Source organism: Dyadobacter sp. 3J3, from assembly GCF_009801115.1.
Taxonomy (GTDB): Bacteria; Bacteroidota; Bacteroidia; order Cytophagales; family Spirosomataceae; genus Dyadobacter.
Window position 1 is genome coordinate 382,909 of sequence record NZ_VTOL01000008.1, and the last position, 26,974, is coordinate 409,882.

23 protein-coding genes are annotated in these 26,974 nt (G+C 38.7%); 6 read left to right on the plus strand and 17 right to left on the minus strand.

Annotated elements, in window-relative coordinates:
* Positions 1-30 precede the first annotated feature (30 nt).
* From FZF08_RS19160 to hutH, 6 genes are all read right to left on the minus strand, one after another.
* Positions 31-447, minus strand: a complete 417-nt coding sequence (locus FZF08_RS19160; protein WP_159471685.1) for a hypothetical protein — start codon at positions 445-447, stop codon at positions 31-33.
* The gene (locus FZF08_RS19165) at positions 444-1,313 is read right to left on the minus strand and encodes a lipid A biosynthesis acyltransferase (protein ID WP_159471687.1); all 870 of its coding nucleotides are present in this window, start codon (positions 1,311-1,313) and stop codon (positions 444-446) included. The genes FZF08_RS19160 and FZF08_RS19165 overlap by 4 nt, the downstream gene beginning before the upstream one ends.
* Positions 1,314-1,316: 3 nt before the next feature.
* A complete protein-coding gene (locus FZF08_RS19170; RefSeq protein WP_229216602.1) occupies positions 1,317-1,583 on the minus strand; it encodes a phosphopantetheine-binding protein in 267 nt (88 codons plus the stop codon).
* Positions 1,584-1,860: 277 nt separating this feature from the next.
* The gene (locus tag FZF08_RS19175; protein WP_159471689.1) at positions 1,861-3,078 is read right to left on the minus strand and encodes a beta-ketoacyl synthase; all 1,218 of its coding nucleotides are present in this window, start codon (positions 3,076-3,078) and stop codon (positions 1,861-1,863) included.
* Positions 3,078-3,809 (minus strand): 3-oxoacyl-ACP reductase FabG, encoded by a 732-nt coding sequence (fabG, locus tag FZF08_RS19180; protein WP_159471691.1) that lies wholly within the window; start codon positions 3,807-3,809, stop codon positions 3,078-3,080. Before fabG ends, FZF08_RS19175 begins: the two co-directional genes overlap by 1 nt.
* Positions 3,806-5,335 (minus strand): histidine ammonia-lyase, encoded by a 1,530-nt coding sequence (gene hutH / locus FZF08_RS19185; RefSeq protein ID WP_159471693.1) that lies wholly within the window; start codon positions 5,333-5,335, stop codon positions 3,806-3,808. The genes fabG and hutH overlap by 4 nt, the downstream gene beginning before the upstream one ends.
* Positions 5,336-5,479: 144 nt before the next feature.
* Between hutH and FZF08_RS19190 the strand changes: the two genes are divergently transcribed.
* The 3 genes from FZF08_RS19190 (at position 5,480) to FZF08_RS19200 (ending at position 12,233) form a co-directional block, all read left to right on the plus strand.
* On the plus strand, positions 5,480-9,334 hold the full coding sequence (locus FZF08_RS19190; RefSeq protein WP_159471695.1) for a trifunctional MMPL family transporter/lysophospholipid acyltransferase/class I SAM-dependent methyltransferase: 3,855 nt from the start codon (positions 5,480-5,482) through the stop codon (positions 9,332-9,334).
* A gap of 126 nt (positions 9,335-9,460) precedes the next feature.
* Entirely contained in the window at positions 9,461-10,990 is a 1,530-nt protein-coding gene (locus FZF08_RS19195) for an NAD(P)/FAD-dependent oxidoreductase (RefSeq protein ID WP_159471697.1), read from the plus strand.
* Entirely contained in the window at positions 10,983-12,233 is a 1,251-nt protein-coding gene (locus FZF08_RS19200; RefSeq protein WP_159471699.1) for an NAD(P)/FAD-dependent oxidoreductase, read from the plus strand. Before FZF08_RS19195 ends, FZF08_RS19200 begins: the two co-directional genes overlap by 8 nt.
* A 56-nt stretch (positions 12,234-12,289) precedes the next feature.
* Here the strand turns inward: FZF08_RS19200 and FZF08_RS19205 are convergent, their stop codons facing one another.
* Together FZF08_RS19205 and FZF08_RS19210 are read right to left on the minus strand one after the other, a co-directional pair.
* Positions 12,290-13,339, minus strand: coding sequence for a beta-ketoacyl synthase chain length factor (locus FZF08_RS19205; protein WP_159471701.1), 1,050 nt, complete (start codon positions 13,337-13,339; stop codon positions 12,290-12,292).
* 23 nt (positions 13,340-13,362) lie between these two features.
* On the minus strand, positions 13,363-15,012 hold the full coding sequence (locus tag FZF08_RS19210) for a glycerol-3-phosphate dehydrogenase/oxidase (RefSeq protein ID WP_159471703.1): 1,650 nt from the start codon (positions 15,010-15,012) through the stop codon (positions 13,363-13,365).
* Between the two features lie 210 nt (positions 15,013-15,222).
* On the opposite strand from FZF08_RS19210, the gene lysM reads away from it, so the two are divergent.
* Positions 15,223-15,681, plus strand: coding sequence for a peptidoglycan-binding protein LysM (gene lysM, locus FZF08_RS19215; RefSeq protein ID WP_159471705.1), 459 nt, complete (start codon positions 15,223-15,225; stop codon positions 15,679-15,681).
* A gap of 92 nt (positions 15,682-15,773) precedes the next feature.
* On the opposite strand, the gene rplI is transcribed toward lysM, so the two are convergent.
* The 4 genes from rplI to FZF08_RS19235 all read right to left on the minus strand — a co-directional run bounded on the left by rplI (position 15,774) and on the right by FZF08_RS19235 (position 17,954).
* Positions 15,774-16,220: a 50S ribosomal protein L9 gene (gene rplI / locus FZF08_RS19220; RefSeq protein ID WP_159471707.1), complete on the minus strand. Its 447-nt coding sequence runs from the start codon at positions 16,218-16,220 to the stop codon at positions 15,774-15,776.
* A 20-nt stretch (positions 16,221-16,240) separates the two neighbouring features.
* The gene (gene rpsR, locus FZF08_RS19225) at positions 16,241-16,492 is read right to left on the minus strand and encodes a 30S ribosomal protein S18 (protein ID WP_015811483.1); all 252 of its coding nucleotides are present in this window, start codon (positions 16,490-16,492) and stop codon (positions 16,241-16,243) included.
* Between the two features lie 3 nt (positions 16,493-16,495).
* Complete coding sequence (gene rpsF / locus FZF08_RS19230; RefSeq protein WP_159471709.1) at positions 16,496-16,873, minus strand: 30S ribosomal protein S6; 378 nt, start codon at positions 16,871-16,873, stop codon at positions 16,496-16,498.
* 139 nt (positions 16,874-17,012) lie between these two features.
* The gene (locus tag FZF08_RS19235; RefSeq protein ID WP_159471711.1) at positions 17,013-17,954 is read right to left on the minus strand and encodes a hypothetical protein; all 942 of its coding nucleotides are present in this window, start codon (positions 17,952-17,954) and stop codon (positions 17,013-17,015) included.
* Positions 17,955-18,094: 140 nt separating this feature from the next.
* Between FZF08_RS19235 and FZF08_RS19240 the strand changes: the two genes are divergently transcribed.
* Positions 18,095-18,757, plus strand: coding sequence for a YggS family pyridoxal phosphate-dependent enzyme (locus tag FZF08_RS19240; protein WP_159471713.1), 663 nt, complete (start codon positions 18,095-18,097; stop codon positions 18,755-18,757).
* A gap of 37 nt (positions 18,758-18,794) precedes the next feature.
* Here the strand turns inward: FZF08_RS19240 and FZF08_RS19245 are convergent, their stop codons facing one another.
* Complete coding sequence (locus tag FZF08_RS19245; protein ID WP_159471715.1) at positions 18,795-19,856, minus strand: glycosyltransferase family 9 protein; 1,062 nt, start codon at positions 19,854-19,856, stop codon at positions 18,795-18,797.
* A gap of 156 nt (positions 19,857-20,012) precedes the next feature.
* Between FZF08_RS19245 and FZF08_RS19250 the strand changes: the two genes are divergently transcribed.
* The gene (locus FZF08_RS19250) at positions 20,013-20,390 is read left to right on the plus strand and encodes a DUF423 domain-containing protein (RefSeq protein WP_159471718.1); all 378 of its coding nucleotides are present in this window, start codon (positions 20,013-20,015) and stop codon (positions 20,388-20,390) included.
* Between the two features lie 206 nt (positions 20,391-20,596).
* Here the strand turns inward: FZF08_RS19250 and rodA are convergent, their stop codons facing one another.
* The 4 genes from rodA to FZF08_RS19270 form a co-directional block, all read right to left on the minus strand.
* Complete coding sequence (rodA, locus tag FZF08_RS19255; RefSeq protein ID WP_159471720.1) at positions 20,597-21,880, minus strand: rod shape-determining protein RodA; 1,284 nt, start codon at positions 21,878-21,880, stop codon at positions 20,597-20,599.
* 51 nt (positions 21,881-21,931) lie between these two features.
* The gene (mrdA, locus tag FZF08_RS19260) at positions 21,932-23,857 is read right to left on the minus strand and encodes a penicillin-binding protein 2 (protein ID WP_159471722.1); all 1,926 of its coding nucleotides are present in this window, start codon (positions 23,855-23,857) and stop codon (positions 21,932-21,934) included.
* Between the two features lie 94 nt (positions 23,858-23,951).
* Positions 23,952-25,526 (minus strand): NFACT RNA binding domain-containing protein, encoded by a 1,575-nt coding sequence (locus FZF08_RS19265; RefSeq protein ID WP_159471724.1) that lies wholly within the window; start codon positions 25,524-25,526, stop codon positions 23,952-23,954.
* 85 nt (positions 25,527-25,611) lie between these two features.
* The gene (locus FZF08_RS19270) at positions 25,612-26,679 is read right to left on the minus strand and encodes a PLP-dependent cysteine synthase family protein (protein ID WP_159471726.1); all 1,068 of its coding nucleotides are present in this window, start codon (positions 26,677-26,679) and stop codon (positions 25,612-25,614) included.
* Positions 26,680-26,974 lie beyond the last annotated feature (295 nt).

Below are 26,974 nucleotides of genomic sequence, written 5' to 3' on the forward strand. Positions count from 1 at the left end.
TAAGCTACGTTAATCGCAGACCAAAACGATTTAAGTAACCACAATTTTAATTTCACATTCAAGCAATTTACGTCCATTACAGTAATTTTCCCCTTTTACCAGAAAAATATTCCCTAACTGATATGTTGGAGTAACGATTGTGTTGATTTTGGAATGAATCGCAGGAAGCTCAAAAACTTCCAGTTTTGTAACAGCGCCAATAAAACCAATTTTAGGTTCTGCCCCATTTCCATGATCAAGAAAACCAAAACCGGCAGCGCAGGTTTGTGCAATATTTTCTATCAAACCGGATTCTTCAAAATAACCCGAACGCACTAACACATTATTTTCTTCAATAAAAAAATCCGATTCAAAACGCTCTGCGTCTGCAAAAATCAGATTATCGATCATTAAAAACGGTGCTCTGTGTGGAATGAAATTCGTTATATTTTCTTTTGTTATGATCATTCCTGAAAAAAGTTGAAATAGTTAAACCATTGTTCCGGATACTGCCGGACTTTCCGTTCTAACTCCGCTACATATAACTTAGCTATTTCTTCCGGCTTCATTTTGCTTTCAATCGGCGTTGTAGCACTCAAATGATAACTGAATTTACCATCTTTTGCAGCGAAAACAAAGGTTACCGGTGCATCAAATTTGGAAGCGATCACAAAAGGTCCAAAAGGAAATTTTGCTTTTTTACCAAGAAAATCAAGTTCGATATACTTTGCACCTTCCAGATACCGGTCTGCATGAATGGCTACAAACTCATTGTTCAACAACGCGTTACGGATTGAAATAACATGCGACAAATCATTTTTAATCGGTATGATCTTAAATCTGGATCCTCCTGTGGAAAGATCCATGAATTTTTTAATACTTTCAACCTCGGCATCCAGCATTACAATATTGATTGTGGGCGTCACTCTTCCTTTTAGCAAATTGCCCGCAGTTTCCCAGTTTCCCAGGTGCGCGCTCAGCAAAATACCGCCTCTTCCTTTATCTCTTATGTCGAGTAAATACTGCTCGTTTTCAAAAGTATGCGTGAAATTTTTATCCTTTCCCAAAAGAAAAGCTGCCCGGTCGAGCAAAGTCTGACCGAGAATAAAGAAGTTTTGTCTCACCAGAACAAGTGCTGGCTTACCCGAAACATGTAGTGCTTTACTATAAAAATCAAGAAGTGCTTCCTTCGGTTTTGCAGCAAACAGATAGTAATAATACGATACCATCCGCAAAAGCCCATAAGCAGCGTTGAGCCCCAGGGCATTAATCAGAAAAAGGAAAATTTTATAGCCTAATAAAGATCCTTTGGTTTTACCATCCCAACGGCTCATTTGTTAAAGCGATAGTTTCTTTTGAATAAGTGCGTAAAAATCTCCGAATGTTTCAATTTCTTTAAAATCTTCACCGGTGACCTTAATATTCAAATTCTCTTCGATCAATACAACGAGATCAACATAATCCAGGCTATCCAGATCCAATGTATCCTTTAAACTATTCTCAGGAAGAATAAGATCTCTATCTACCTCAAACTCCTCTGACAAAAAATCCCTGGTATCCTCGATAATATCTTCCAATCCCATTGTAACAAATGTTTCATTCATGCCTACAAAATTAATTTATTCTTTGGTTATAGTTTTCAAATTCGCGTTAATTTTTAACATATAATCCATTAATTAATATAAATTTCATACAGATTATAATTTTAAAACACATAAAACGTTACCCGACAGCTTTATATATAAAAAAATATCAAAAATTACTTTGAAATAATGAAATGATCATCAACAACTGTAATTGACATTATGCTGTGAGCATGGCGTAGTGTACCAGTATTCCGGACTTTCCCCCTGAATAAATCGGTTTCAACCAGACTCCTGATTAGATTTTTTTTATTATTAAAGTAGAATTAGTACCGCCAAAACCAAAAGAATTTGAAAGAAAACAATCAATTTTTTGCTCTGTTGTTTGTGCGATGATGTTGATTTTAGCGGATTCTTCGTCCGGATTTTCAAAGTTGATATTAGGAGCCACAAAGCTTTCTTTCATCATCAAAAGCGAATAAACAATTTCACTCGCACCAGCCATCCAGCATTCATGGCCCGTCATGGATTTGGTTGAACTTACGGGAACCTTGCCACCGAAAACCTCATAAATTGCATTTGCTTCACTACTATCACCAACAGGTGTAGACGTTGCATGTGCATTGATATAATCAATTTCATTTGCCGAAGTTCCTGCATTTTTTAAAGCCATCTCCAAAGATCTGACCTGTCCCTGCATACTTGGATTTGAAATATGATCCCCATTTGAAGAAAAACCGTATCCTACAACTTCTGCAAGAATTGGAGCTCCACGTTTGACAGCCGCCTCGTATGATTCAAGAATAACGGTTGCCGCGCCACCACTTGGAACAAGTCCATCCCGATCACGATCAAATGGCCTTGATGCTTTTGCAGGATCAGATTCATGAACGGAAAATGTACCCAAACCATCAAAACTGCACATCGCAGCCATATTGATTTCCTGAGCACCACCACAAATAATCCTATCCTGTAATCCTTGTTTAATCATTATATATCCCATCCCGATGGAATGAGAACCGGAAGCACAAGCGGCGCTTAATGTAAAATTGATCCCCTTTAACTTGAAAATAGTTGAAAGATTCATATTTACCGTGCTATTCATATTCTGAAAAATAGCACCGCTTCCGATTAAAGTAGTATCAAATTTTTCTCTTGCTTTGTCGAACGCTTCTACAATAGAAGCAGCTGTACTGTCATTGCCAAAAATAATCCCTGTTTCCGTCGTTTCAAGAAAATCAATATCAAGACCCGACATTTCCATCGCCTCTTTTGTCGACATATAGGCGTACATTGCAGGCTGATGCATACCCAAACGTTGTCTTCTGGAAAGGAATGGTTTCAAATCAGGTTCCTTCACCATACCGGTAAGGGCAGACCGGAAACCAAAATCCTTTCTGGACTGATCAAAAATAATACCACTTTTTCCGGCATATAGTGATTTAGTAACTTCTCCAAGATTCTCTCCCAGACAAGAATAAATGCCAATTCCGGTTATAACGACTCTGTGGTTCATTATGAATAAATTCCTCCGTTGATATTAATTACTTCTCCTGTGATATAAGAAGCCTTGTCCGATGCCAGAAAACTTACGAGATGCGCAACTTCTTCCGCCTTCCCAAAACGATTCATCGGGATCATTTGTTTCAATTCATCTTCATTAAGGTCTTTCGTCATATCGCTCGTAATAAAACCGGGAGCAACTGCGTTTACCGTTATTTTTCTTTTGGCAACTTCCTGCGCCAATGCTTTTGTAGCAGCAATCATGGCACCTTTCGCTGCTGAATAATTGGTTTGTCCCGCTACACCTTTCAATCCTGAAACCGATGCGATGTTAATAATCCGTCCGGTTCTTTTACGAAGCATTTGCTGAATTACGTTCTGGGTTACATTGAAAAGTCCTTTGGTTGAGGTATTTAACACGTCGTCCCAGTCCTTTTCAGGCATCCACATAAATAATCCGTCCCGCGTGATTCCCGCGTTATTGACCAAAACACCAATGGAATTTTCTGGATTTGCTTTCTTCCAGCCATTTAATGCTTCATCCACTTCGGTTTTGGTCTGCACGTTAAACTGCAACAGTTCTCCATTTCCTCCGTTCGATCTTATTTCTGCCAAAGTTTCCTCCGCCGCTTCCTGGTTTGTTGAATAGTTAACCAGAATAAAAAGTCCATGATCCTTAGCCAATTGCACCGCTATCGCTCTTCCCAATCCTCTGGATGCTCCTGTTACAAGTGCGCAATTCATATAGTAAACGGGGTTTCCTTAATTAATTGATATACATCAGCGATACTTTCCGCCGGTGGAACATCTTCCTTAATAAACGATGCTTTTGTTCGGATCTGCGCGTAAACCGCCTTTGTTTTTGCTGATAATCTGTCCTTTTCTTCCGGCTCCAACAAATCAATAGCCTGGCAAATAGCCATGATATGAATGGACATCACCTGATAAGAATTTTCTAAAACCTGTTTTGCCAGAACCGCACTGTTCGTACCCATGCTCACAATATCCTGATTATCATTGTTATTTGGAATGCTGTGAATGTATACCGAAGTGGACAATGCCTGACTTTCAGCGGTTGTTGATGTTGCTGTAAACTGAATTCCCTGAAATCCAAAATTAAGCCCCCAGGTTCCCGCATTCAGGAAAGGCGGGAATTTACCGTTCAACTTACTATTCATCAAAAAGTTAAGCTGGCGTTCCATCAGCATGGAAAGTTTTGTCAGTACAATTTTGACCTTATCCATTTCCAGTGAAATATAATCTCCGTGAAAATTTCCTCCATGGAAAACATTATTTTCATCAGGTCTTACAATCGGATTATCATTTGTAGAATTTAACTCATTTTCAACAACTTCCTGCGCATAATTGATGGTATCAACAATCGGCCCTATAATTTGCGGCACACAGCGAATAGAATAATATTCCTGAATTTTCCTCTCAAATTCTCTGGTCTGAAGCGCCGTATCGTCCTTAAACAATTCCTCCCGATTACGGATCATTTCACTTCCTTCCAGGAAGTCACGCATTTGCTCCGCAACATATTGCTGGCCTTTATGATGTTTTACAGCATTTAATTCTTTTGAAAAAGAATCATCAAAAGCTTCCATGATCTCATTTAGCATCGACGACGCCGCTATTGACCATTGAACAAGTCGCTGGGCATAAATCAAATTAACCGCAGCAATTCCCGTCATGCAGGAAGTTCCGTTGATTAATCCCAGGCCATCACGAAGTTCCATTTTCAAAGGCGCGATTCCATGTTTTACCAAAACATCCGCTGTTTTTTGACGAACGCCGTTTTCATAAACATAACCTTCACCTATCAAATTTAATCCCAAATGAGAAAGCTGGACAAGATCACCACTTGCTCCAACACTACCGTGTTCAAAAATTTCAGGAACAATTCCTTTATTTAAAAACAGCACCAATTGTTGAATAACACCGGTACTAATCCCGGAATTTCCTTGTAAAAACGAATTCAGACGGGCAACCATCACACTCCGCGCATAGGTTTCATCCAGCGGTTTGCCAATTCCACTGGAATGGCTACGGATGAGATTATACTGCAAATGATTTAATTTATCCGTGTCAATCCGGTACTGCGCCATCGGGCCAAAACCGGTATTGATACCGTATATGATTTTATCTTTTGAAAATTCAGTTAAGAAATCGAATGACTTTGAAACGTTGTTGAGTGCGTCTTCAGCTAGTAAAAATTCTTTCTTATCAATGGCATATTGCTCGATCTGAGCTAATGAAATACTATTCATTTATAGTTACTGTAATTAAAACCCATGTAAAATAAATCTTTTTTTATGGCTTTGACAAGAAACGCAATTTACCGGCAAGAATATCAATATTTTGCCAGGACACGTACATTTGTATAAATTTACCCCAAACTCACGTTCAAATCCATGATTGGAGATTTATTACTTAGACTAAATACCCTCCTTTCCCGCCATAAAACCGCTTTCTTTCTCTCGCTGATCTGCATCACTGCCGTTCTTGGTTTTGGAATATCAAGGCTAAAAATCACTGAAAGCATTTTTGCAACTTTACCAAAAGGCAAAACATTTGAAGAATTCAACAGGCTGGTTGAAAATAAAAGCATCATTAACCAGATTGTTTTTTCAATTAATATAAAAGAAGAAACCGATACCGAGGATGCCAAAACGTTGGCGGAGAATTTTGCCGGTGCTCTTGAAAAAAATACAAAAGGGTATATCAAAAACATTCAGGCGGTGCGGCCAAACATTCAGCAGGATGTTTACGATTACACCTTTGCGCGTTTTCCTGAACTGATCGATTCGTCTTATTATCAGCATATTGCAAATAAAACGGTTGCAGATTCTATTAGGATTTCCGTGACAAATGCTTACAAACAACTGCTGGCTCCCGGTGGGACTTTTCTACGTCAGTTTATATTGAATGATCCGTTAGGGATTTCAGGTAAATATTTTCGCGATTTAAATGCGATTAATAATTCCAACGGTATGACGGTTGACGACGGTTTGATGTTTTCCAAAGATCGGAAGCAGATTATAGTCATGGCCGGAACAAATTATGATTCCGGGAATTCTGCCAAAAATATTGAATTATATAATAATGTTGAGGCTTTTAAAGCCAGTTGGAGCATACAACATCCTGATAATCAGTTTTCCTATTTCGGTACTTTTGAAATTGCCGCTCAAAATGCAATTCAGGTAAAACACGATTCCTATACCACGATGATCATCGCATTATCAGCGATTTTGCTCATCATGATTTTGTATTACCGGAAAATTCTGATTCCGTTTTATATCGTATTGCCAGCGATTTTCGGTGGTGTTTTTGCCTTGGGAATCATTGGCTTTTTCAGACCTGAAATTTCAGGGATTTCGCTGGCAACGGGCGCAGTATTATTCGGAATTTTACTGGATTATTCTTTTCATTTTTTCACACATCTCCGGCATACCGGCTCTGTAAAAATTGCTGTCAAGGAAGTAAGTGAGCCACTTTTGACTGGAAGTCTGACCACGATTCTTGCATTTAGTGCGCTTCATTTTGCGAATTCTGTGGTTTTACAGGACTTTGGATTATTTGCTTCTTTAAGTTTATCCGGCGCAGCACTTTTTACATTAATTGGTCTACCAGTTGTTTTACAGGCTTTTAATTTTGATTACAAAAATATTCCGGGCGAAATCAAATTTTTTAATTTCCCCAAAGTCCCGGCAAAACTCCGTTCAGCTATTCTGTTTCTGGTCGCAATTCTCACGGTTGTTTTTCTTTATTATTCTCAGTTCACAGAATTCGACAGCAGCTTCGAAAACCTGAGTATCCACAGTGCCGATCTCAAAGAAAAAGAGCAGCTTTTGACAGGAATAAATCCGGAAAATGAGAAAAGGATTTATGTTTTTTCAATGGATAAAAACAAAGAAAAAGCGGAAGAATTAAATTATCAAGTATTTCAAAAACTGACGGCGCTTAAAACGAATAAAAAAATCAACGGTTTTGTTTCCTCCGGCTCATTTCTTATTCCTGAAAAACTAAAAAAAGAAAGAAAAGAACGCTGGGCTAATTTCTGGAATTCGGATAAAAAAGCTCAGACATTTTCCGTAATGAATCAATCTGCTTCACAAAACGGATTTAATGGCGCTGCATTTGACAATTTCAAAAGCTGGATTTCAGGAGAAAACGAAAATCCGGTTGAAGAAAAAGAATTGTTTTCTGAGTTAGGGTTAAATAATCTGATTGAAAGCAGTCCTGGAAAAACGACACTTATCACGACCATTGTAGCGAAACAGGATCAATTACCATCCTTAAAAACGGCATTACGAAAAATCGACGGCGTCGAAATCTTTGATCGTGGTGAACTGGCCGCTGAATTGCTGACGATGGTAAAAGATGATTTCAATTATATTCTGATCATTTCCGCCTCGATCGTTTTCCTGACCCTATTAATCGTTTATGGAAGATTTGAATTGACATTTCTATCCTTTATTCCGATGGTAATCAGCTGGATATGGATTTTAGGAATCGCAGCTTTATTGGGAATAAAATTCAATTTTGTTAACGTGGTCATTACGACTTTCATCTTCGGACTTGGAGACGATTTCAGCATTTTTGTCACGGAAGGACTTTTAAGTAAATATAAATATGGAAAAGATACACTTCGCTCCTACCAGTCTGCGATTGTACTTTCTGCCTGCACAACGATCGTTGGAACCGGTGTTTTAATTTTTGCCGAACATCCTGCAATTCATTCCATTGCGCTGATTAGCGTTTTGGGCATTGTTTGTATTCTTTTTGTGTCCTTCATTGTTCAGCCTGTTATTTTTAATTTCTTCGTTGAAAATCGTATCAAACGTAAAAAAGCTCCGGTAACGCTGCTTCCGTTTATTCTCAGTATCAGCAGTTTCACCTACTTTCTTTCAGGTTGCCTTTTTCTTCATTCCAAGCTGATACTCATCATTCTTCTACCGATTTCGAAAATCAGAAAAAAGCAGATGATTAATAATTCACTGGCATTTTTCGCAAAAAGCGTCATTTATTCCGGTCCGCATGTAAAGAAAAACTTTTCCGGGACTGAGCATATGGATATCTCAAAACCAGTCATTTACATTGCAAATCATACTTCTTTCCTTGATATTCTGCTTGCTATTATGATCAATCCAAAAATTGTGATGATGGTGAAAGGATGGGTTTATAACTCGCCTTTTTTCGGCCCGATCATTCGTTTTGCAGGTTATATTTACACAGAAGCAGGCCCGGAAGAAAACATTGCGCGGATGAAAAAACTGATTGAAGAAGGTTATTCAATCCTTGTTTTCCCAGAGGGAACGCGCTCGGAAGATGGGAAAATTGGCCGCTTTCACAAAGGCGCATTTCATCTGGCCCAGGAATTAAAACTTGATATTCAACCTATTTTAATTCACGGAGCTTCGGATGTTTTGCCAAAGGGCGATTTCCTGATTCGTTCGGGTGCTTTGAACGTAAGAGTTTTGCCACGATTACCTTACAATGATCCGAGATGGGGAGAAAGTCTGCGCGATAAAACAAAGAATATCTCGGCGCATTTTAAATCAGAGTTTGAATTTTATAAGGATGAGATGGAAGATACAACTTATCTCAAACCTAAAATTTTCACAAATTACGTTTTCAAAGGACCCGTTCTGGAATGGTATTTCAAAACAAAATGGAATCTGGAAGCGAAAAATTATACGTATTATAATGAATTAATCGGACACCGGAAAAACATTCTGGATGTTGGCTGTGGCTATGGTTATCTTTCATTTTATCTTCATTATAAAAATGAAAACAGAGTTATAACTGGTATTGATTACGATGAAGACAAGATTTTAATCGCTCAGAATAGTTATAACAAAACAGAAAATCTGCAATTCCGGTATGAGGATATCATGTCCACCGATTTGGCAAATCAGGATATAATATTTTTAAATGATATACTTCATTATCTTTCAGAAGAAAAACAGCAGATCACACTGGACCGATGTGCGAAGGCTCTTAATCCAGGCGGAATTCTGTTTATCAGAGACGGTATCACGGATTTGAAAGAGAAACACAAAAATACAGAACGCACAGAAGCATTATCGACCGGGTTATTTTCATTTAATAAAAAAGATACCGAATTTCATTTTTTCTCCTCCTCTGATATAAGAACATTTGCCGAAAAAAATCAGCTGGATTTTGAAATGCAGGAGCACTCAAAAAATACCTCAAACGTATTGATCATTTTAAGAAAACCATCCTCTTACCAAATAACGGAATAAGTTTCAAATAATGGATTTTTGATCCACGGGAAATAACCGTTAAATTAATAAAAGTTAAAATAAGAAATTATTTGTAAATCTTGCCGGGATTTCCGGCCGGATAATTTATTTGAAACAATCATTTACATGCAGCAAGAGTCTGAAAAGGAGTATGATTTTGTAATCGTGGGGAGTGGTTTGGGAGGACTGGTGTGTGCATATATTCTAGCCTCAGAAGGGCATAGTGTACTCGTTCTCGAAAAGAATCATCAAATTGGTGGCCTTCTTCAGGTATATAGCCGGGACAAAACCATCTTTGATACAGGCGTACATTATGTCGGAAGTCTGGACAAGGGAGAAAATCTTTATCAGTTTTTCAAATATTTCGGTATTCTTGATAAAATGAAACTGAAACGGATGGACGACGAAAAGTTCGATGTCGTCCGGTTTGATGATGGGTCAGAATACTTTTACGGACAAGGATATGATCAGTTCAAGAAAAATCTGATCGGATATTTTCCGGATGAAAAAGACGTAATTGAGACCTATTGTGCCAAAATAAAAGAAACTTGCGGCAAATTTCCACTCTACAATCTGATGACAACAGGGCCCAATTATCAGATGGACAGTGACATGATGGAGCTCAATGCATATGATTACATAGCTTCGCTGACTACAAATGAAAGATTGAGAAATGTGCTTGCAGGCACCAATCTGCTTTATGCAGGTGTAAAAGAAATGACTCCCTTTTATGTTCATGCACTGATTTTAAACAGCTATTTATCAGGATCTTATAAATTTATTAACGGTGGCTCTCAAATTGCGATCCAGCTTAGCAGGGCAATCAGGAATTTCGGAGGCGAAATTTTAAAAAGGAAAAAGGTTGTGGGTGCCCAGTATAATGATGCAGGAAAAATTACCGGTGTTGTTACTGAAAACGGAGAGGTTTTCAGAGGCAAAGAATATATTTCCAATATACACCCGGCTGTCACGATCGATATTTTTGGAGAAAACCGGTTTTTACCGGTTTACAGAAATCGTATTCGTTCGCTAAAAAATAGTATTTCCACTTTTATCCTACACATCACATTTCAGGAAAATACTTTTGAATACCTGAATTATAATATTTATCAACATCATAATGAGGATGTTTGGGGAGGTGTTGAGTATGATCAGGAAACCTGGCCGCAAACTTATTTTGTCTGCACGCCCTTCATTTCAAAAAATGAAAAATATGCAGAATCCATGTCCATCATGACCTACATGAAAAGTGAGGAAATTGAGGAATGGAGCCATAGCTTGCGAACTGTATCTGAACCCGGAGAACGTGAAGAATCGTATCTCAGATTCAAAAAACACAAAGAAGAACAGGTAATGGTACGAGTTAAAAAACTATTTCCGGGCATTGAAGATAAAATTCGTTCGGTTCATAGTACGTCACCACTTACTTTTCGGGATTACATTGGTAATAAAGACGGGTCGCTATATGGTGTTTTGCAAAACTCAGCCTCACCCACCAGAACGCAGATTAATACAAAAACAAGAATTTCGAATTTGCATTTAACCGGACAAAACATTGCCATGCACGGTATTTTGGGCGTGACGGCCAGCGCTTTTGTTACCTGCTTTTCATTTGTAGATAAAGATAAACTTATTCAAAAAGTCAAAGATGCTTGATCATGCCAAAGTTGATGTGGTGGTTATCGGGGCCGGACCTGCCGGAACCGTTGCCGCAGCCTATTTAAAAAAGCAGGGATATGATGTTACAATTTTAGAAAAAGAAAAATTTCCACGCTTCCAGATTGGCGAAAGTCTTCTGCCGTGTTGCATGGAACACCTTGACGAATCAGGACTTCTGGAAGCGGTAGTTCCTAAAAATTTCCAAAAAAAGACAGGAGCAGCGTTTATGCGTGGCGAAAATCGCTGTGAATTTTTCTTTTCTGAACAATTTACAAAAGGCTGGACATGGACCTGGCAGGTAAAACGGGCTGATTTTGACCTGACACTTGCCGAAGCAACGCGGGCGAAAGGTGTAGATGTGAATTTTGAATGTGAAGTACTGAATGTAACCTGTTCCAAAGAAAAACAAGTTGTTGAATATAAAGATGTTGATGGAAATAAATTTACGATAGAGGCAAAATTTATTATTGATTCGAGCGGTTACGGACGTGTTTTACCAAAATTATTTGATCTGAGCAAACCATCTGCATTCTCTCCTCGTGGTGCTATTTTTTCTCATTTGGAAGATAAAAACCGGACAGAAAAAGCGAGCAACAATATTTTCGTCCACTCTTTCGACGATAACAAATCCTGGATCTGGGCGATTCCTTTTTCGGATGGTTCGACTTCCGTAGGCGTTGTTGGAAATCGCGAGAAAATTGAAGAAATGGCTGAAAACGGTGGAGAAAAATATAAAAATTTCATCCGGGAATTCGATGATTTGAAAGGCCGTTTTAAAAATGCAGCACTAAAATGGGAGCCAAAACATATCCTCGGTTATTCGGTCGGGGTGAAACAGATGTATGGTGAAGGTTTCGTTTTATCGGGAAATAGCACAGAATTCCTCGATCCGATTTTTTCATCAGGAGTTACTTTTGCCACGGCATCAGGATTACTTTCTGCTAAAATGACCCACAAACATTTGCAGGGAGAAACAGTAGACTGGAAAAAGGAATACGAAGATGTGGTTCAGGGTGGAATCAATGTTTTCAGAAGTTATGTTTCAGGCTGGTATGCGGGAGATTTCCAGACAATTGTTTTTGCCAAACAAATAAATGAAGATATTAAAAACCAGATATGCTCTGTTTTGGCAGGTTACGTCTGGGACCAATCTAATCCTTTTGTAAAAAAGCATGATACCATTTTGCCGACGCTTGCGAAAGTCATCAAGATGAAAGAGAATCCCAGGGTTAATTTGTAATCGAATTAATCAATAAAAAGCTCCTGATGCGTCAGGAGCTTTTTTTATATTCAATTTTACAGGCCGGACATCAAAATAAATCCATGTTGAATTCCTTTATGATGGTTATAAACCAGGATTTTCTCAGGCTTCCTAATTATTCCCTTCGTTAGCAAAGTCTCGTCCGGCATTTTCTTTCCATTCAAAATATGAGCCCCCATCCAAACTGCAAAAGCAGTAGCGGTTGGGAAATCGCCTACCAGATTTTTATAGTTGTAAACAGTACTTTCAGGAAATAGCGTTTCGTGCATCCAGCTATACCAATGATCGTTCCGGCTGTCACCACTATAACCTAAAATAAGTGTGTCAATTTCTGACAATTCAATTTTATTCTTTGTCAAAAAACAATTCAGTTTTTCTCTTAATTTGTCTTTATCAGCATAGCTAATCTGATCAACATCAACAATTTCAGCGAGCGAATTCTCAGATTTCTCAGCTTCAACAACAAACATTACCGCAGCTTCACCGCAAACGGTTCCGGACGTTCCTGAGTTTAATAATGTTCCCGATGTCGTTTGTTCCTTTTTCCAGGAGCCTGCAAACAGGTCAATATTATAATTGTAATCTGAAATTTCCTCTATATTTCCCAAAAGCAATGATTTTGCTTTTTTCTCTTCAAAAAGTAAAAAAGCATCTAATAAGGCCCCTTCAAAAGCAAGGTAATTATTCACATGCGTGGCATTGTATCCTGTTATCTTGCTCATGAGCGCCAGGTTTCCTGCCACTGCGTTAGGAGTGCTCTGCACGAAATTGGTAGGCGTCAGAGTCCCTTCATTGTAGTCGACAATTTGGTTGAGGAATTTAAGACAATCTTCCAAGCCGCCGTTTGTCGTTGCAAGTATAATGCCGTCCAGATCCGGATTTTTTTGAATTAGCGGAAGTCCTGTGCCCACGCCTATGCGAACAGCTTTCCCCATTCTTCTGAGCAAACCAGCGGGGATTAAATTTCCATATCCTGGCTCGATAGCCATATATCGGTTTCCAATATTTATTTTCAGAGCCATTTCAAAGAAAGCCTCGTCATAGGTCTGCTGAGCCGAAATACAGGATAAATCTTTTATAAACATGTTCTAACTTTCACTATAACCTGCTATTTAGCAACCATTTCGCCTGCGGCTGTTGCCATAAATTGTTCTATTTCCTGACTATATTCCAGAATATGTTTTTCCTTTAAAGCATCGCTCCATCCCAGCTCCTCTCCCATCAATGTCGCTACTTCCGGTAAACATTTTAATGTGGCCTGCCAATCCGTGATTTCCATACGAATTCTTCTTGCCAGAAAATCTCTCGGGGTTATCGCCATTTCATGACGGACCGTGTAAATTACTTCTGCTTTGATGTATGGATAATTCGAGTCCAGTTTTTCTTTAAGTACAGGGTTTGCGGCGGTAAGTTTTCCAATTTCACTGGCTCTCGAACCATATTTACTTACCAGATGCTTGCTCACATCTTCTGGTAAATTAAAGTCCTTCACAAGAAACTTCCAGGAATTGTAATCAAAATTAGCACCACCGGTCAATAAATGATCCGAGGTTGTACATTCATTCGTTTTCCCAAAAATAATATCCGCCTGATCAATCGTATCCTTCGCCATCAAACGATAGGTTGTCCATTTTCCACCCAATAAACTGACAAGCCCGGAAACCTGATCAATCTCGATTTCATGGTCTCTTAACAATGTTTTGGTAGACTTATGCGGATCAGCAGACAGCAATGGCCGTAATCCACCATAACCCGCTTTGATTTTTGAAATATCGATCTCTTTATCCAGATACGGATTTAAGGTACTTACCAGATAATCAACTTCTTTTTTAGTTAAAGTAGCCTCATTCACAATATCTTGCGAATCCGTATCGGTTGTACCAAGCAACATAGATCCTTCAAAAGGAATGGCGAAAACGACGCGACCATCCGGTGTTTTCGGAATCAACATCGCATTTTTACTATTCAAAACTTCATAAGGAAGAACTACATGAACACCTTTACTCGGCCGTATCCGGCTCGACAAAGAGCCATTGGCGAAATGCCGTATTTTATCAGAAAATGGTCCGGTACAGTTGATTACAATTTTAGAATTGATCGTAAATTTTTCCTCAGACTGTGTATCCTGCACCTGCACACTTTTTAATTCCCCATCCCGACTTTTTTCAAATCCACTAACTTCGATATAATTGGCAACTGCCGCACCCGCTTCTGAGGCAGAAGTTGACAAGGCAAGACAATAACGCGCATCATCCAGCTGACCGTCGTAATACATGACGGCACTGTGTAATTTGCTTCTGTTAAGTGTAGGCATTTTCGCCAAAACCTCTTCCTTTTTTAACCACTTGCTTTTTGGCAGAGAATCGTTTGTTGCAAACCAGTCGTACATTCTAAGACCAATACTAAAATACAGCCCTTCAATCCAGGAATTTACAGGAGTCATTAATGCCAGCGGCCTTGCCAGGTGTGGTGCATTATTTAATACGATATGCCTTTCTTCTAGTCCGTGACGAACCTGTTTTAATTGTGCAAAATCAAGATTTTTGAAAGCTTGTTCCAGATAACGCACACCACCATGAATCAGTTTTGTAGAACGTGAAGAAGTTTCTGAAGCAAAATCCTTTCGGTCAATTAGCGCCACTTTATAACCTCTTAAAACAGCATCCAACGCACAGCCCGCACCACTTGCCCCTGCGCCAATTATACAAATATCAAAATGCTCATTTTTTAATCTTAGGAGTGACTCGTTACGATTCATGCAAAGCGGGTATAATATTTGTATTAGTTAATCAAATACAAAAGTACAAAGTTGAGGATTGTTATTGCATTAAATTATTGATAAAATAAATTCTATAAATGATGTGACGACTTTGCTATTTTTCCGTCTGAGAGTTGTTGTATTTGAAAAATACAGTAGCTTTGAACTCAATAGTTAAACTTTTTTTACACACAAAAAACAAATTTTACAATGGGACTAATGTCATTTTTTCAGGGAGTAGGAGAAAAAATTTTCCACAAAGAGGCAGCAGCAGCTCCGACGCCGGAGACAGAACCACTTCGTGCCAGCGCTCTTTTAGCTCACGTGAAGCAACTTGGATTGGCATACAATTCCCTTTCTGTAAAAACTTCTACCGATACTGTAACGATTGAAGGCGAAGTTGCAAAACAGGAAGATGCAGAAAAAATCGCTCTTGCTGTTGGTAATGTTGAAGGAGTTAAAATTGTAGACAACAGATTAAAGGTGGCTATACCGGCTCCGGAAGCTACTTATCATACAGTTGTAAAAGGAGATACACTTTCTCTGATCGCCAAAGCTGTTTACGGAGACATGATGAAATATCCTATCATCTTCGAAGCTAACAAACCAATGCTGACCCACCCTGATAAAATTTATCCAGGACAGGTTTTACGTATTCCGGCACTTTAATTAGCTGTTGGCTTTTAGGAGTTAGCTTTTAGCATAAAAAAAATGACAACCCTTTCAGGTTGTCATTTTTTTATATCGAAGAAGACTAATAATTAATCTTCTGCTGCGATTACGTTCAAAGTTACTTTGTGTTTCACTTCTTTGTGTAGATCGATAAGCGCCGAATAAGTACCAACCGATTTTACATCATCAACAGTAATTTTCTTACGGTCGATATCAAAACCTTTTGATTTAAGTACATCAGCTACCTGAGTGTTGGTAACACGTCCGAAAATACGACCGCTTTCTCCAACCACAGTACGAATGTCGATTATTAAATCGCCGATTGCTGCTGCGATATCTTCTGCATCTTTCTTAAGCTTTTCAGCTTTGTGAGATGCCTGACGTACGTTTTCAGCAACGATTTTACGATTAGAGTCATTAGCCAATAAGGCAAAACCCTGCGGAATAAGGTAGTTACGACCGAAACCCGCTTTTACGTTTACGATGTCGTTCTTATAACCTACTCCGGCAATATCAGTTATTAGTATGATTTCCATTGATAGTATCTCTTTCTATTTTATTTCAATTGATCAGCAACAAAAGGCAATAATGCCAAATGACGTGCTCTTTTAATTGCCTGAGATACTTTACGCTGGTATTTCAAGCTTGTACCTGTAAGACGACGTGGCAAGATCTTTCCTTGCTCATTTACAAGTTTCAACAAAAAGTCAGGATTCTTGTAATCAATGTACTTGATGCCTGCTTTCTTAAAGCGGCAATATTTTTTGCGGTTGATGTTTTTTTCAACCGGTTCGTTTACGAGTGACATAGCTTATGCTTCGGTTTTAGATTCAGTTGTTTCTTCCTTCTTTCTGCCAATCAGACCTTTACGTTTTTTCTCGTTGTAAGCAAGAGAATCTTTGTCAAGGGCGATCGTTAAAAAACGCATAATGCGTTCGTCACGACGGAATTCTGTTTCCAAAACATCAACAACGACTCCGGCTTCCGCCGAATACTCAAACACATTGTAATAACCTGTGTTTTTCTTTTGGATGGGGTAGGCTAGCTTACGCAATCCCCAGTTTTCTTCGTGTACAAGCGTACCACCATTCTCAGTGATAAGCGTACGGAATTTTTCAACGGCGTCCCTCATCTGAGCCTCAGACAAGATGGGAGTTAGAATGAACACCGTTTCATACTGCTTAGACATACGGCAAATATTTAAATATAAATTGAATTTGATTCTCATTATGTTCTACTGGAACCAATAATGAGGGTGCAAAAATAGGGCTTGGAATTGAGAATTCCAAGCCCTATTTGTATTTATCAGAAAGTTAGTCAGTTACGGATTACTTAACCGTGAAATCTCCCTGTCCAATCTTGAATCCTTCACTATAAACTTCGATTGCATATTTACCGTCTTTCATTGGAATTCCACCCCGGCCATAAAAAATATCAACCTGCTGACGGCTGTTAGAGAAATTTACAGTTTGTTTTGAACTGTAAATCACTTCCTTTCCATTATAGCTAAATGCACCTGAACCGGTTGCCATATCCGAAAGTACCGCACCATCCGGATCGAGAATACGCAGATAAATATCCTTTTCATTTTGTTTGGCAACTGCATTTTCACCCAGTTTAAAGCTAACACGCAGTTTATCAATTCTTTTTGCCTTGAATTTATCACCATCACGTTCTTTTCCTTTTGCAGAAACGGCATGGATTGTAAGCTCTTCCGTACGTAAAGCGGAAGCCAAAGTTACTTTTTCTGCCAGTTCGCGGTTTTGAGCCGAATAATTGTTGACGGAATCATTTAATAACTGCTTTTCAGACTCCAAACCTGTAACCTGCTGGCTCAGTTCCTGGTTTTTGTTTATTACTATGCCTAACTCCTCACGCAGATTAGCGATTTCAGTATCCTTTTGTGATAAAACATTTTCATAAGATTTAATCTTCTTATTGAAATTTGAAGCTGAGAAATTGTTAACATTTTTCAATTCTTCCTTGTCTTTTTCAAGTTGTTTTTTCAACTCTATCAAAGAATCCACACTACCACCTAATTGCTGAATTTCGGCGATTTTTGTATCCAGTTCAGCAGATATTGAATCAAGTTTCGTTTTGGTAAATAAAACTTCTTCGGTTTTTGCAGTAATAATATCGTCTTTAACTCTATTTTCCTGTTTTTCGTGATATATAAAATAAACAAGTACCAAATTAAGCAATGCTAAAACGGCCAGAGCAGCCCATAGAAGAGTTTTCCGATCTTGCTTTTGTTCTTGATTATAGTCCATAAAGAGAGTTAATTTTTTAATTAGTTGGTAAAAGAACTATGTTTTTTTCAATTTTGAAATAAGTTAAGCCTGATTTGTCAAAACCAAGGCTCAAATATTCGGTGTAAATTATTCATTATCAAAAATTTTATATAAATATAATGCCTGAAATTGCTCAAAACATCAAGCAAATTGAAGATCAGTTACAACAAAAAGCAAGATTAATTGCTGTAACAAAAACCAAACCAATTGAGGTTCTCGAAGAAACCTATCAGGCAGGATTCCGTCGTTTTGGTGAAAACAAAGTTCAGGAAATGACCGCAAAGTACGAAGTTTTACCCAAAGATATCGAATGGCATATGATTGGCCACTTACAATCCAACAAGGTAAAATACATGGCGCCTTATGTTTCCATGATTCATTCGGTTGATAATTTCAAACTTTTAAAAGAGATCAATAAGGAGGCTGCAAAAAACAATCGTGTTATTGACTGTCTTCTTCAAATATTTATAGCGGAAGAAGAAACGAAATTCGGTCTTTCCGATGAGGAAGCAAAAGAGATACTGGAATCTGAAGCATTGCCTTCACTTACCAATATCCGCATCGTTGGTTTGATGGGCATGGCTTCCAATTCTGATGACGAAGAAAAAGTACGCCTGGAATTCCGTCATTTGAAAACGCTGTTTGATTCGTTTAAAACCTATGAAAAAGCGAACGTCAAAATGCAAGAAATTTCCATGGGCATGAGCGGAGATTTTCTGCTTGCAGTGGAAGAAGGGAGTACGCTTGTAAGAGTTGGCAGTGCTATTTTCGGAGCAAGATAATTAGTGATTTATTTTAAAGAGAGAATTTCATATTCTTTTATTCTCTCTTTAAAATAGCTTTATTAAGTACATTCGCCGTTTTTTCCTTTACAAATTCAAAAGAAAGTTCTGAACACATTTTTCCTTCCTGACGTACAAAAAACGCATTTTCCTGTCGCCCGTAACTTCCCGAATATGGATTGTAAGATGGAAATGCTCCCAAAGATCCCATTAAAATAACGCCTGTGGTGCCTACCGCATTTGCCAAATGAGACGGGCCACTATCCAGGCCAATGAAAAAATCTGCCCTTTTTATAACTTCTGCGGTTTCTAAAATAGACAATTGTCCGCATAGATTTCTGTAATCCGGCTCTTTCGTTATTAAGTTACTTTTCAGCCCAATTTCAACAATTTTGAAAGAATAATTTTCAACAAGCCAGCTTACAAGTTCATCCCAACGCTGTGCTGGCCAATCCTTTGGCGCATAGTTGGACTGACAATGAATAACGATGAATTTTTCAGGCAAGAGCAAAGAATCAACTTTTTGGCGATGCTGTTCCTGCAAATATAATCTGGGCTGATCATCGGCCGGAAAAGGTGTTTTACTATCAATTAAATCGGCGGTCTGAGCAAACACCTCCAGTAAATTACCGAAATTAAAATAAGTACTTACATTAATCCCTTTGCGATCCGCAATCGGATTATCAAGAAAAACCTGGCATTTTGCGCAATGATTATTATTGCTGAATTGGAGCGGATAAATCTTGTCAAAAACATTTTTTTCAAATAAAAGCCTTCGTTGGGTTACACAAAATTCGCCGAAAGTTTCATCCACAGAAGGATTAAAATCGATCAATTCATGATAGGATGTCTTTACAAACCAGACAATATGGGCATTTGGATGCAGTGACCGCACATATCTGCTTATCGGCTCAGCAGCCACTATATCGCCAAAATGTTCCGTTCTGACAATCGCAATAAGCTCCTGACCTTCTGTAAATTTTGCTTTTTTGTTTTTAAAATAAATCCAGGCCTGATAGGCCAGCAAATGAGCTTTAAAAATATGTGAATACTTAAAATAGCGGTGTGTCCAAAGCTGCCTGAAACGTTCTATTGTCATTTTGTAATCTTTTCCCGGGTACTATATTTCAAGATTGTAGATTCTGACTGCAAGTTAAAATAAATTTTCATCAAAGAGTTGGTTGCCCCTATTCTCAAACCTAACTTTGCCCATAGTCATCTCGACAAAATAGCTAACTTTCAACTATCAAAACATATGAAATTCATAATTCAGGCAGGCGGTATTTTTGGTGCATTAGCCGTAGCACTTGGTGCTTTTGGCGCTCACGCGTTAAAGGGAATGCTTGAAGCTTCCGGCAGAATGGACACATTTGAAACAGCAGTAAAATATCAGTTTTATCACGCTCTGGCTATGGTTTTAGTAGGACTTTTGTTGCAGCGGGCGGGAGATGATGCAGTAAAATTATTAGGCTGGTCAGGTCACGCTTTCATTTTTGGCGTTATCATTTTCTCTGGATCTTTGTACGCCATCTGTTTCACTGGGATTACAAAATTCGGCGCAATAGCTCCGATAGGCGGTTTGCTCCTCATTGTGGGATGGATATTGCTGGTTATGGCAGCTGGAAAACTTTAACTTAATGGTTAATGGTTAATGGTTAATGGTTAATGGTTAATGGTTAATGGTTAATGGTTAATGGTTAATGGTTAATGGTTAATGGGAGAGTCTGTTACGCTAAAATAAGTTCAGTGTTTTCTGAAAAAATCAAAATAACTTTATCGGCCAATTACTATTTCTATCCATCATTAACAATTAATCCTTAACAATTAACCATTAAAAATTTATCCTCTCGAAAGAGTAAACGGTCTCTGCGCATCTATCTTTAAAAAGATAAATAGCAATACAGAAAACGACCATAGTGAAGATCCTCCATAACTGAAAAACGGCAGAGGGATTCCAATAACGGGCATCAAGCCGATTGTCATTCCGACATTCACCAGAAAGTGGAAAAAGAAAATCCCGGCGACGCAATAGCCGTAAACACGTGCAAACCTGCTACGCTGACGCTCTGCCAAAATAACTAAGCGGGAAATCAATAATATAAAAAGTGATACCACTACTGCTGTGCCCACAAAGCCGTGCTCCTCGCCTACTGTACAGAAAATAAAATCAGTACTCTGCTCAGGGACAAAGTCAAATTTTGTTTGTGTTCCCTGTAAAAAACCTTTCCCGGTAAACCCTCCCGAGCCAATTGCAATTTTCGACTGAATTACGTTCCAGCCAATTCCACGAGGATCAGAATCCGGATCCAAAAGTACCATGATACGGCCTCTCTGATGTTTTTGAAGCACATTGTTCATAAAGAAATCAACACCAAAAGCAATGGAAATCATCACCAGCGCGACCAGAATCGTCGCCCACAGGCCTCCTTGCCGTCTGGTCATTACTGGCATTAACCAAATTACAAGTCCGGCAATAAAAATAATTGCACCAGCTATATACCAGGAATTATAAAGAAGCGAAATAATAAGCAAAGCTGCTGAAACGATTCCGATTGCAGGAATAAATCCCGGCATTCCTTCACGGTATAGGATTATGGCAAAAGATGCAAAAACAAGCATAGAACCTGTTTCATTGGACAAAAGAATCAAAACAGAGGGAAGCGCAATGATTCCAAGAATTGGATAATAATCTTTCAATTTTCGGGATAAACTGATGGCCGGATCACTTAAATATTTTGATATGGCCAAACTTACGGCAAGATTTGCAAACTGGGCTGGTTGCAATGACATGGGTCCAAATTTGATCCATGACCGGGATCCGTTAATATTTGATCCCGCAAATAAAACGACGACCAATAGAAATATTACGATCGCATAAATGATGAACGAGAACGTTTCATAGAATTTGTAATCAATAACTAAAATACAGATAATCAATATAAAAGTAGTACCGATCCACATAAGCTGCTTACCCGCATTGTTCGATAAATCGAAAATACTGCTATGTGTTTCCGGATTGTAAACCGCCGCATAAATATTGACCCATCCTATCCCAAGACATGCGATATAGATCAGCACGACCATCCAATCGACATTTTTGGTTATGGGTTTTCCCTCTTCCATTACTTAACTTTTATACTAATGATGAATTAATGACTATCGAATCTGGTGGGATCAAAACTTCCTAAACCAGTTAATCTCGGATGGAATTGGCTTTTCAAGCGGAGCCATCGGAATTCCCTGTCTTCTTTTAATCGTATCTTTTACAACGGGTTTAGACGGAGGTGGCAGGATTACGTTCTTCATAAAATCCGCTTTCATGATTCTTTCCTCTAAGGCCTTATTCGTAATTTTCCTCGTCAAGTATTTTTCAATGATCAGGTTGGCAATTGGTGCCGCTGCCGAACCTCCTGCCCCTGCATTTTCAACAAAAACAGCAATGGCAATTTTTGGATCATCCACGGGCGCAAAGGCAATAAAAATCGAATGGTCCATCCCGCGTTTATTTTGAGATGTTCCCGTTTTACCTGCAATCGTAATCCCTTCCACACGGGACCTTCTTGCCGTTCCACCTTCTACTGCGCCCACCATTCCTTCAATCACCGGCTCAAAATTACGAGGCTCAACGCCTGTCTCATGTTTTATCAAAAAGTCAGGATTTACTGTCTTACTTTCTCCAACGCCATGAATTACGTGAGGCGTGTAATAATAACCTCGGTTTGCAATAATGGCAGCCACATTCGCCATTTTTAAGGGCGTGATCAGGATTTCTCCTTCACCAATACTTAACGAATAAATGTTTGAGAACTTCCAGCGATTCTCGCCATAGATCTTATCGTAATATTTTTTATCAGGCAAATTCCCCTTACGCTCACTCGGCAAATCAATTCCCAACTGCTGACCTATACCAAATTTACTGATCTTATCATGCCAAACGTCCAACCCGGCAGCTGATGCTTTAAAGGTATTTGATATATTATTATTGTAAATAATCCGACGAAAAACATTGTAGAAATAAGGGTTGCATGAATGCGTAACACCAAGCGCAACCGTGGGAGTACCCGGGTGATTGTGACAGCCGATCGGACAATTTGCATGTGTAAAACCACTATGCGGCGTAATCACACCTTCCTGCAAACCGATAAGCGCCTGAATTAATTTAAAAGTAGATCCTGGCCGATAACTGGCCATAACCGGGCGATTAAACAAAGGTTTGTATGGATTACGGTAAAGAGCGGTGTAGTTTTTTGAAAAATGTCGTGTGGCCAAAAAGTTTGGATCATACGTTGGAGCAGAAACCATGGAAATAATCTGTCCCGTTTTGGGTTCAATCGCTACAATACTTCCTACTTTATTCATCATCAAACTATCCGCATATTGCTGAATATCAATATCAATACCAGAATAAAGATTTGCTCCGGCAACGGCCATCGTATCCAGCTCGCCACCTTTCCAGGCACCTTTGTAAACACCGCTTACATTTTGCATGACGAACTTTGTACCGCGTTTCCCACGCAATTCATTTTCGTAAATCTTTTCGATACCGGTTTGCCCGATGTAGTCACTCTGACGATAATAAGGCTCCTCCTGTTTTTCAAGCTGTTTTTTACTGATCTCACTTACGTAACCCAACGTGTTGGCAAGCGTTGCGCCTTTATATGTACGCATTGAACTTTTGGCAAATTCAAAACCGGAATAATCCACCATGATATCCTGAATAGACGCGAAATCTTCCTTGGATAATTGCCGTAAAAATATCGACGGTTTCACTCTGGAATAGCTGCCGGCTGCGGTTATAAGACTATCAAATTCACGTTTTTCGATACCGAGAACCCTGCAAAAACGCAAAGTATCGTCCACCTTCACTTTGTAAGGTGTTACTAATAAATCGTAAACAGGCGTATTATATACAATTAACTTCCCGTTGCGGTCATAGATCTGGCCACGGAAAGGAACTTCAATGACACGTTTGATGGAGTTACTGGAAGATTCTATGGAATAACTTTCGTCCAGGACTTGTAAATAAAATAAACGAAACAGGTAAATAAAACCTATTAAAGCAAAAAAGCCAATAATAACAAAGCGACGATTTTCAAGCATTCTGCACTAAATATTCCTGTTCTCTCAATTTTAATACGAAGTTCGTGATATCGAAAGACTTATCAAAGCCATTTGATACCTAAAATATCATACTTTATTCTCCTGCCGGAACTACCATGATTACGTCCTCTTTATCAATCACAACGGCACCTTCCGGAAGTCCTTTCGGTTTGCGGACATATTTTTTGGGTGTAACAATGACAGGACATAAACTATCTGTACGCCTTTTCGAATGCCAGGCAGCCAACTGCGCCGCTTTTTCGATCACAGGAGCAGGAAATTTCTTACCGGATTGATGTTTTATAACAACATGAGAGCCTGTTACGTCTCTTGCATGCAGCCATAAATCTTCCTTATGCGCATACTGTTTAGTCAACAAATCGTTGTTTTTCGCGTTTTTCCCAATTAAAATCGAAAACCCAAGAAAGTCTACTTTTTTAAACAAATCCGCCTGCTGTACCGAAGCTGCATTCCCTCCGCCTAATCCATTTGCCTTGATAAAAGTCCTGAACTCTCGTAATAAGTCGATGGCCTCAATAGATTTTACAAAACCCGTCATTTTCTCCTTATCCTTTTCTCTCGCATCAAGACTATCATGCAAACGGGCAATTTCGATCTTTTCGTTTTTCGATTTCCGGTAATAACCTTCCGCTGTTTTCTGCGGTGTAAGATCTTTTTTGAGACGAATTTTTATAGTTTGATCCCGGTAAAAATCATATAATTCTACCGATTCTGCCCGGTCAGGAATTTGATGAAGGTTTGCCATTATAATATTGGCGATTTCATCATTTTTGGTTCCCTCTTCCAGCTCAACTAACTTTTTAAACGTATTGTCAAGATAATTTTCAGTTTGGGAAATGCGCTTCCTCAGGACTCTTAGTATCTCAGCCTTTTCTCTTTCAATACCTGTAAGGCGAATGAAAGCGTAATAATATGCATTTAAAGCTTCAATAGGATCATTGTAAGTTTCGACAATTTCACCGACCGGCAACAAAGAAAGTACAGGAACAAGCTCGATTTTTGTAATATAAAAAACCGGAGTTTTAAGCTGTTTTAAAACAGTATGAACAATATCCCAACGCCTTTCCGCATGTGTTATTTCTTGTAATAAACCATTCAGGTATTTATTGACGAGTTTTCCAAACGTTGGAAAAAGAGGTTCAAAACGCAGATCATTTTTTACAAAAGCTTCAAAAGACTGGTCAATCTGCCGGTCGAGTGTTTCCAGTGAAAGTGTTAGATCGGCAGCAAGCTTACTATTAAATAGTTGATTAACAGACCCTTCTTTATCAAAAGAAATCAGGTTAGACCTGTTTCCAAATAGTTTCAAAACCAGAATTTCACCATTTTTAAAAATGATTTCAATTGCTCTTTCATTGGTAAAAACCCGCACATGAATAATCTGCCGGTTGTATAAATGCGTAAAAAGATTGACGCTGTTTCTGCGAGCCCGGTCAAATTTGTCAGGAAAACTCAGACAGGCAAAATCAGAGCGTAAGGTTGCCTTGATAAAAAACGGATTTGATAAAACGTCGTCAACCTCCGATTCAGCAAAAACCAGAACGATCTCATCCTTCTCCTGGCTGAATGCTTCAATGAATTTTTTTCCGGCCAACTCCTGATTAAGGCGCGGAGCAAGTTTTTTTAAGAAATAATAATTTTGGTGCACTTTGTTTGTTTTAACTATTGTTACTTTCTGATGAAGGTTACACAGAGAACCACTGAGATAAAAAGAGAGGCACAGAGTTTTTTATTTAAATGGAATTGATTGTCTGCTGATGCTTTGAAACCTCTTCCGAATAACCATTTATTTCAAGCCATTCGTCATTGTAATAAGTATTCATATATCGTTCTCCCGAATCACATATTAATGTAACGATTGAACCGGATTCTCCGTTTGCTTTCATTTCTTTTGCCAGTTCCAATACTCCCCAGAAATTTGTTCCTGTTGAGCCACCAACTCTTTTATTTAACAAAGTAGTAAGTGTTAACATCGCAGCAAAACTTCCTGCGTCAGGTACCTGGATCATATGATCCACAACGGTTCGTAAAAACGAAGGTTCTACTCTCGGCCTGCCTATGCCTTCCACTCTTGATCCAATTTCACTGCATAATTCCGGATTATTATTTTTCCAAAAATCATAAAAAACCGAGTTTTCAGGATCCACAACGCAGATTTGGGTGGCATGTTGTTCGTAACGTACATAGCGGCCAAGTGTTGCAGAAGTTCCTCCGGTACCTGCACCCGTTACAATCCATTTTGGAACCGGATGATTTTCATACTTCATCTGACGGAAAATAGATTCTGCAATATTGTTGTTGCCACGCCAATCCGTTGCTCTTTCGGCAAAGGTAAACTGATCCATAAAATGGCCTTTTGTTTCCTGAGTAATCTGGTGCGACGCCTCATATACCTCTGCCGGATGATTTACAAAATGACACCTTCCTCCATAAAATTCAATCGCCTGAATTTTATCCGGACTTGTTGATTTCGGCATCACAGCCACAAAGGGTAAGCCCAAAAGTCTGGCAAAGTATGCCTCTGAAACGGCAGTCGAACCACTTGATGCTTCAACGATTGTGGTTCCTTCATGTACCCAGCCATTACAAATCGCATACAAAAACAAAGATCTGGCCAGCCTGTGTTTCAAACTGCCCGACGGATGCGTTGATTCATCTTTAAAATAAAAATCGATATCGGGAAATGAAGGAAGTTTCAGTGAAATAAGATGTGTATCCGCTGAACGCTGATAATCCGATTCTATTTTTGAAATGGCATTTCCGATCCAGGAAGTTTTATCTATATGTAATGGGTGGCTCATTATAGGCTGATCATAGACTTTGCGATAATTTATACAAAGATTACAGCATATTTATGGAAAGCAAGGTGAGGAAGATTATATATATTTTTGATGAATAATGATTGCGGTGATCTCGTATTTTAGAATAAGTAAGTATGAGTTTTTTATCTTAATTTAATTAACTTTAATTAGACAATATCACGAATAGATTTGTAAGGGCATAAAAAAAAGCCGCCCATGTTTTTAAGTTTGTAGCTGTGAAACAAATAAACGAAAAAGCCCGGGCGACCTGCGACAAATTTAGAGCACTTACCAG

Excerpts from the sequence above, each read along its gene's own strand:
- FZF08_RS19160 (WP_159471685.1), bottom strand. The coding sequence starts at position 447 with ATGATCATAACAAAAGAAAATATAACGAATTTCATTCCACACAGAGCA.
- FZF08_RS19165 (WP_159471687.1), bottom strand. The coding sequence starts at position 1,313 with ATGAGCCGTTGGGATGGTAAAACCAAAGGATCTTTATTAGGCTATAAA.
- FZF08_RS19170 (WP_229216602.1), bottom strand. The coding sequence starts at position 1,583 with ATGAATGAAACATTTGTTACAATGGGATTGGAAGATATTATCGAGGAT.
- FZF08_RS19175 (WP_159471689.1), bottom strand. The coding sequence starts at position 3,078 with ATGAACCACAGAGTCGTTATAACCGGAATTGGCATTTATTCTTGTCTG.
- fabG (WP_159471691.1), bottom strand. The coding sequence starts at position 3,809 with ATGAATTGCGCACTTGTAACAGGAGCATCCAGAGGATTGGGAAGAGCG.
- hutH (WP_159471693.1), bottom strand. The coding sequence starts at position 5,335 with ATGAATAGTATTTCATTAGCTCAGATCGAGCAATATGCCATTGATAAG.
- FZF08_RS19190 (WP_159471695.1), top strand. The coding sequence starts at position 5,480 with ATGATTGGAGATTTATTACTTAGACTAAATACCCTCCTTTCCCGCCAT.
- FZF08_RS19195 (WP_159471697.1), top strand. The coding sequence starts at position 9,461 with ATGCAGCAAGAGTCTGAAAAGGAGTATGATTTTGTAATCGTGGGGAGT.
- FZF08_RS19200 (WP_159471699.1), top strand. The coding sequence starts at position 10,983 with ATGCTTGATCATGCCAAAGTTGATGTGGTGGTTATCGGGGCCGGACCT.
- FZF08_RS19205 (WP_159471701.1), bottom strand. The coding sequence starts at position 13,339 with ATGTTTATAAAAGATTTATCCTGTATTTCGGCTCAGCAGACCTATGAC.
- FZF08_RS19210 (WP_159471703.1), bottom strand. The coding sequence starts at position 15,012 with ATGAATCGTAACGAGTCACTCCTAAGATTAAAAAATGAGCATTTTGAT.
- lysM (WP_159471705.1), top strand. The coding sequence starts at position 15,223 with ATGGGACTAATGTCATTTTTTCAGGGAGTAGGAGAAAAAATTTTCCAC.
- rplI (WP_159471707.1), bottom strand. The coding sequence starts at position 16,220 with ATGGAAATCATACTAATAACTGATATTGCCGGAGTAGGTTATAAGAAC.
- rpsR (WP_015811483.1), bottom strand. The coding sequence starts at position 16,492 with ATGTCACTCGTAAACGAACCGGTTGAAAAAAACATCAACCGCAAAAAA.
- rpsF (WP_159471709.1), bottom strand. The coding sequence starts at position 16,873 with ATGTCTAAGCAGTATGAAACGGTGTTCATTCTAACTCCCATCTTGTCT.
- FZF08_RS19235 (WP_159471711.1), bottom strand. The coding sequence starts at position 17,954 with ATGGACTATAATCAAGAACAAAAGCAAGATCGGAAAACTCTTCTATGG.
- FZF08_RS19240 (WP_159471713.1), top strand. The coding sequence starts at position 18,095 with ATGCCTGAAATTGCTCAAAACATCAAGCAAATTGAAGATCAGTTACAA.
- FZF08_RS19245 (WP_159471715.1), bottom strand. The coding sequence starts at position 19,856 with ATGACAATAGAACGTTTCAGGCAGCTTTGGACACACCGCTATTTTAAG.
- FZF08_RS19250 (WP_159471718.1), top strand. The coding sequence starts at position 20,013 with ATGAAATTCATAATTCAGGCAGGCGGTATTTTTGGTGCATTAGCCGTA.
- rodA (WP_159471720.1), bottom strand. The coding sequence starts at position 21,880 with ATGGAAGAGGGAAAACCCATAACCAAAAATGTCGATTGGATGGTCGTG.
- mrdA (WP_159471722.1), bottom strand. The coding sequence starts at position 23,857 with ATGCTTGAAAATCGTCGCTTTGTTATTATTGGCTTTTTTGCTTTAATA.
- FZF08_RS19270 (WP_159471726.1), bottom strand. The coding sequence starts at position 26,679 with ATGAGCCACCCATTACATATAGATAAAACTTCCTGGATCGGAAATGCC.